The organism is Mesorhizobium sp. M7A.F.Ca.CA.002.09.1.1, assembly GCF_003998555.1.
In the GTDB taxonomy this organism is placed as follows: domain Bacteria; phylum Pseudomonadota; class Alphaproteobacteria; order Rhizobiales; family Rhizobiaceae; genus Mesorhizobium; species Mesorhizobium ciceri.
The window spans coordinates 1-5,638 of sequence record NZ_RZRR01000314.1 but is presented as its reverse complement, the minus strand read 5'-3'; the positions used below and the strand labels follow the sequence as shown (position 1 = coordinate 5,638).

Annotated in this window: 7 protein-coding genes; 4 read left to right on the top strand and 3 right to left on the bottom strand. The window is 60.1% G+C overall.

Annotated features, from left to right (window positions below; all coding sequences use genetic code 11):
* The first annotated feature begins 11 nt into the window (after positions 1-11).
* A complete protein-coding gene (locus tag EN994_RS15535) occupies positions 12-440 on the top strand; it encodes a SufE family protein (RefSeq protein ID WP_013532659.1) in 429 nt (142 codons plus the stop codon).
* Between the two features lie 92 nt (positions 441-532).
* Here the strand turns inward: EN994_RS15535 and EN994_RS15530 are convergent, their stop codons facing one another.
* Entirely contained in the window at positions 533-958 is a 426-nt protein-coding gene (locus tag EN994_RS15530; protein WP_013532660.1) for a MucR family transcriptional regulator, read from the bottom strand.
* A gap of 444 nt (positions 959-1,402) precedes the next feature.
* The gene (locus EN994_RS15525; protein WP_164745941.1) at positions 1,403-1,774 is read right to left on the bottom strand and encodes an SH3 domain-containing protein; all 372 of its coding nucleotides are present in this window, start codon (positions 1,772-1,774) and stop codon (positions 1,403-1,405) included.
* A 160-nt stretch (positions 1,775-1,934) separates the two neighbouring features.
* Here EN994_RS15525 and EN994_RS15520 point away from each other — a divergent pair, with 160 nt between their 5' ends.
* The 3 genes from EN994_RS15520 to EN994_RS15510 all read left to right on the top strand — a co-directional run bounded on the left by EN994_RS15520 (position 1,935) and on the right by EN994_RS15510 (position 5,246).
* The gene (locus EN994_RS15520; protein WP_013532662.1) at positions 1,935-4,058 is read left to right on the top strand and encodes a S9 family peptidase; all 2,124 of its coding nucleotides are present in this window, start codon (positions 1,935-1,937) and stop codon (positions 4,056-4,058) included.
* On the top strand, positions 4,055-4,681 hold the full coding sequence (locus EN994_RS15515; RefSeq protein WP_013532663.1) for a LysE family translocator: 627 nt from the start codon (positions 4,055-4,057) through the stop codon (positions 4,679-4,681). Before EN994_RS15520 ends, EN994_RS15515 begins: the two co-directional genes overlap by 4 nt.
* A gap of 157 nt (positions 4,682-4,838) precedes the next feature.
* Positions 4,839-5,246 carry an SET domain-containing protein-lysine N-methyltransferase gene (locus EN994_RS15510; protein ID WP_013532664.1) on the top strand — a complete coding sequence of 136 codons (408 nt, stop codon included), beginning with the start codon at positions 4,839-4,841 and terminating at the stop codon, positions 5,244-5,246.
* 1 nt (position 5,247) lies between these two features.
* Here the strand turns inward: EN994_RS15510 and EN994_RS15505 are convergent.
* Positions 5,248-5,638 (bottom strand): cytochrome c (locus EN994_RS15505; RefSeq protein ID WP_127307630.1); only part of this gene is annotated, 391 nt, incomplete at its 5' end.

Genomic DNA, 5,638 nt, shown 5'->3' with positions numbered 1-5,638 from the left:
ATATCCCAGACATGACCACGACGATCCAGACGATCCGCGACGACTTCTCGTTCCTCGAGGAATGGGAAGACCGCTATCGTTATGTCATCGAACTCGGCGAGGCGCTGCCGCCGTTTCCGGACGAGCAGCGCAGCCCCGCCAACAAGGTGCCGGGATGCGTCAGCCAGGTCTGGCTGACCACTGAACGCGGAGCTGGAGCCGATCCTGTCATCACCTTCTCCGGCGATTCGGACGCTCATATCGTGCGTGGGCTGGTCGCGATCATGCTGGCGCTGTTTTCCGGCAGGACCGCCAGCGAAATCCAGAAGACCGATGCGGAAGCGACATTGAAAGAACTCGGCCTCGACGAACATCTGTCGCCGCAGCGCGCCAACGGCCTTCGCTCGATGGTCAAGCGCATCAAGCGCGACGCCGAGGCAGCGCTCAAGCAGACCGCCTGACGCTTCCCGACCCGATCCGCGCGTCGCGGCTCGCAAAAATCAAACGGCGCCCGAAGGCGCCGTTGATGTCGATCCGATCTGGCTGGCAGCAATTACCGCGCTTTGCGCTTGCGGCCGAGACCCATCTTCTTGGCGAGTTGGGACCGGGCAGCTGCATAGTTGGGTGCAACCATCGGATAGGTAGGGTCGAGGTTCCACTTTTCGCGATACTGGTCCGGCGTCAGGTCATAGTGGGTCATCAGGTGGCGCTTCAGCGACTTGAACTTCTTGCCGTCTTCAAGGCAGACGATGTAGTCGTCATGAACCGACCGCTTCGGGTTGACCGCCGGCTTCTGCTTGTCGGCAGGCGGCTGTTCGGCGGTTCCGCCCACACGCCCGAGTGCGGCATGGACATCGGATATCAGGTTCGGCAGTTCGCCGACCGGCACGGGATTGTTGCTGACATAGGCGGCCACCACATCGGCGGTCAATTCGATCAGCGCATCGCTGTTTCTGGAAGGTGTTTCGACAATATCCATGGTCTTCGGTCCCCAACAAGAGTTACATCGATCTGCGCCCTTTTTTACAAGCAGGGCATCGCACGAATTTTGTGCAGGTAGAGTTTCTACGATTCGTGTCGCGGGCACATCAATGAGCGTGCAGACCAAGTAAGTCAATTCACCCCTCGCGCTATATTGAACGATATTGATCAAATGTTCCGCGATCAGCTTCAATCTTTCGTGCATTGTGTAATTTATCGATATTTCGCGTTCCCGTCGGCGGCAGCTGACGCAACGTCAGATCGCCGTTACATTCGTGGCAACTCACGAAACGGGTTTTAATGTTTGATCTTGCTTGGCTATCGCTCGAGAAATATTGGTTGTTCGCATTTGCCCACAAAACCACAGGTTGCCGTGGTCATACACAAGCAATCAGGCGACATGCCAGTCATCCGACCGATCGGCTGATTGCTGCCGCGTCAATCAATGCGGGATGATGTATTTGCCATAGGCCCAGCCGGTGACGAAATTGCCGTTCTGGACCGGATCATGCCAGACTTCGCACCAGCGATAGCGAATCTTTTGTGCCTGCTTCCATGCCGGCTGGTTGGCGATGTCGAGCAGGTTTATTCCGCCGGTGCATCGCCCGGTCATCTGCAGAACGGTACCGTTCGGATATCCCGCCTGCTTTTGGGATGTGCCCGAAGGGTATTTGCGTACATTGAGCGTGTCGCCGAACGGGACATTGGCCACTTGCCAAGCCGCGAATACGGTCGCATGAGACTGGCCGGCAAAGCCCAGAGTTAGCGAAGCAACGGCGAAAGCCGCAGCAGTCCGAGACCAAATAGTCATCATCTCTCCTCCCGGCTCATCTCCTGGAGCCGACACAACCCATACGCTCCGGCTCTTGAACCTGCCCTGATCGGCGTGTTCATTTGCCATTCAAGATACTTCTCCATTCGAGATGGCCCTTCAAGATACTGGCCCATTGAAGATACTGGCAAAGCGAGATGCAATGACCAAGACATCCATATTTCCGATCGTCAGCCCGCCAACGCCCGAGAAGCGGCCGGTTTCCGACACGCATCACGGCATCACGCGAACCGACGACTATGCCTGGCTACGGGCCGACAACTGGCAGGAGATGTTCCGCGACCCGTCATTGCTCGATGCGGGGATCCGCGCAGAACTCGAGGCGGAGAATGCCTACCAGTCGAAGCTGATGGCCGACACGGTCGAACTGCAAAAGCAGCTTTTCAAGGAGATGAAGGGCCGTATCAAGGAAGACGATTCTTCCGTGCCGATGAAGGATGGGCCCTATGCCTACGGCTCGTCCTTTAAACTTGGTGGCGAGCAGCCGCGCTATTTCCGCATGTCGCGCGACGGCGGCGCCGAGCATATCCTGCTCGACGGCGATGCGGAGGCCGCGGGCAAGGCCTATTTCCGTCTTGGCGGTGTCGACCATTCGGCCGACCACGCCAAGCTGCTATGGGCATTCGACGACAAGGGCTCCGAATTCTACACGCTTCGCGTGCGTGACCTTGCCGATGGCAAGGAGCTTGCCGACCAGATCCCCGACACCGGCGGTTCAGGCGTCTGGAACGCAGGCAATGACGGCTTCTTCTACACCCGTCTCGATCCCAACCATCGCCCGTCCAAGGTACTCTTCCATGCGCTGGGCGACAGCCCGGACAGCGACCGGCTGATCTATGAGGAAACCGATCCCGGCTTCTTCATGAATGTCGACGGCACCCGCAACAACGAATGGATCATGATCGGCATCAACGATCACGAGACTTCGGAATACCGCCTGATGCGCGCCGACGATCCGTTTGCCGAACCGAAACTGGTGTCGCCGCGCGAGGTTGGCCTTCAATACGAGCTGGAAGAAGGCGGCGATATCTTCTTCATCCTGACCAATGCCGACGGCGCCAAGGACTTCAAGATCATGACGGCGCCGGCGAGCGATCCCGTGCGCGCCAACTGGCAGGAACTGGTGCCGCACGAGCCCGGCCGGCTGATCCTGTCGGTGATCGGCTTCAGGGACCACATGGTCCGGCTCGAACGCAAGGAAGGCCTGCCGCGCATTGTGGTGCGCGACCGTATCAGCGGCGAGGAGCATCTTCTGTCCCTCGACGAGGAGGCCTTCTCGCTCGGCCTGTCGGGTTCCTATGAGTACGACACCGAGATCATGCGCTTTTCCTACTCGTCGATGACGACGCCCGCGCAGGTGTTCGACTATAACATGCGCACCCGCGAGCGGGTGCTGCTGAAGACCCAGGAAGTGCCGTCCGGCCATGATGCGGACCATTATGTCACGCGGCGGCTGATGGCGCCGGCCAGCGATGGCGAACTGGTGCCGATCTCGCTTTTGCATCATCGCGACACGCCGCTGGACGGATCCGCACCTTGCCTGCTTTACGGCTACGGCTCCTATGGCATCACCGTGCCGGCCGCCTTCAACACCAACTGGTTCTCGCTGGTCGACCGCGGCTTTGTCTTCGCCATTGCTCACGTTCGCGGCGGCAAGGACAAGGGCTATGGCTGGTACGATGACGGCAAGCGGGAGAACAAGATGAACACGTTCACCGATTTCATCGCCGTCGCGCGCCATCTGGTCACCGAGCGTTACACGGCGCATGACCGTATCGTCGCGCAAGGCGGTTCGGCCGGCGGCATGCTGATGGGTGCCGTCGCCAACATGGCGCCGGATTGTTTTGGCGGCATCGTCGCCGAGGTTCCCTTCGTCGATGTGCTCACCACCATGCTCGATGCGACCCTGCCACTGACGCCGCCGGAATGGCCCGAATGGGGCAACCCGATCGCGTCCGCCGACGACTATCGGACGATCGCTGCCTATTCGCCCTACGACAATGTCTCTGATCACGACTATCCGCCGATCCTGGCGCTGGCCGGTCTCACCGATCCGCGCGTCACCTATTGGGAACCGGCCAAATGGGTGGCCCGGCTGCGCGACCGCAAGAGCGGCGACAATCCGGTTCTGTTCAAGATCAATATGGATTCCGGCCATGCAGGCGCTTCCGGCCGGTTTTCGCGGCTGGAAGAGATCGCCTACACCTACTCCTTCGCGCTGAAAGTGATGGGCAAGGCGCAGCTTACGGGAGCAACCAACAAATGATCGACCTGACCACCCTGATCGCCTACATCGCGGTCGTGCTCGGCTTCGTCTTCATTCCAGGCCCCGCCACCCTGCTGACGATCGCCCGGGCAACGAGTTCCGGAACCAGGGTCGGCATCGCGACGGGCGCCGGGATCGCTGCCGGCGACGTCTTTCATACCGTCATGGCCATGATCGGCATCTCGGCGATCATCGCCGCGTCGGCGACGCTGTTCAGCGTCATCAAGTACATCGGCGCGGCCTACCTGGTTTATCTCGGCATTCGCGCGATCATCGAGAAAACACCGGCCAACCCGGCGGCCGGTGCGCTCGCGATCTCCGCCGGCAAGGCGTTTCGACAGGCTGTCCTGACCGAAGTGCTCAACCCCAAGACCGCTCTGTTCTTCCTCGCTTTTCTGCCTCAGTTCGTGCGGCCTGAAAACGGATCGGTGATGCTTCAGATGGCCGCGTTGGGGGTCATCTTCGTCATACTGGGCCTTTTCAGCACGGTCGTCTTTGCCGTGAGCGCTGGCCGGCTCGGCACGTTCCTGCGCCGAAATCCGTCGGTGTTACGATTGCAGGGCAAAGTTGTCGGCGGCATCTACTGCGCTTTGGGCGTCCGTCTGGCGCTGCAGCAACGCTGACTCTGGACGATAATCGACGCACCCTTTCCAGAGGGCTGGGTGTCAGGACTTTTTGAAGCTCCCGTCGCTCATTTTCACTCGCAATTGCGACGACCGCGCGCTACCCAGTGCGCGGCTTTTCCCGGCCTGACAGCCTCCAATCGCGTAAAGGTTCATTATGCTGCTCGTCGACGTCTATCTCGACAAATCACCCATCCAGGGAATCGGCGTCTTTGCCAAGAACCACATTCCTCGCGGTACTCTGATCTGGAAGTTAGACCCAAGGTTCGATCGGCTCATCGAGGTCGAGACTTATGAGCGGGCGGCCGGCCCGGTGAAGAGCTATCTCGACCGCTACTCCTATCCTGACCGCCGCGATCCGAACTACATCGTCTTCGAAGCCGACGACGCGCGCTACATGAACCATGCCGACGAGCCTAATTGCGACGTCTCCTCACCCGAGGAGAGTTTTGCGCTGCGCGACATCGCGCCTGGCGAAGAGTTGACCTGCAACTACAACCATTTTTTCGAAACGGGCTTCGATTTTCTCGGTGACCGCCACCTGTCATCCGCAGACTCGATCTAGACTAGTTCGCCCTCTTGCGGGCCGGATAGCCGTTTGGATGCGCGGGTATCGCCTTGAGATAGGCGGCGATGGCAGCACGGTCCTGCGGCGCCAGCTCGGCCATGTTTCGCTGCACGTCGACCATGGCGCCGCCGACGGAATCAAAATCGGGCGTGAAGCCGGTTTCGAGGTAGTTGGCGATGTCGGCTTCCGACCAATCGCCTATACCGCCCTCGCCCGATGTGATGTTCGGCACGACGCCGCTGCCTTCGGCAGCCACCGCACCGGCCAGCCACACGTTCTTTTTCGTACCACCTGCGAGGTCGCGCGGCGTGTGGCATTCGCCGCAATGACCCGGCCCCTCGACCAGATAGCGGCCGGCCATGACCGGATCGGGCGTGGCAGCGGGAAAT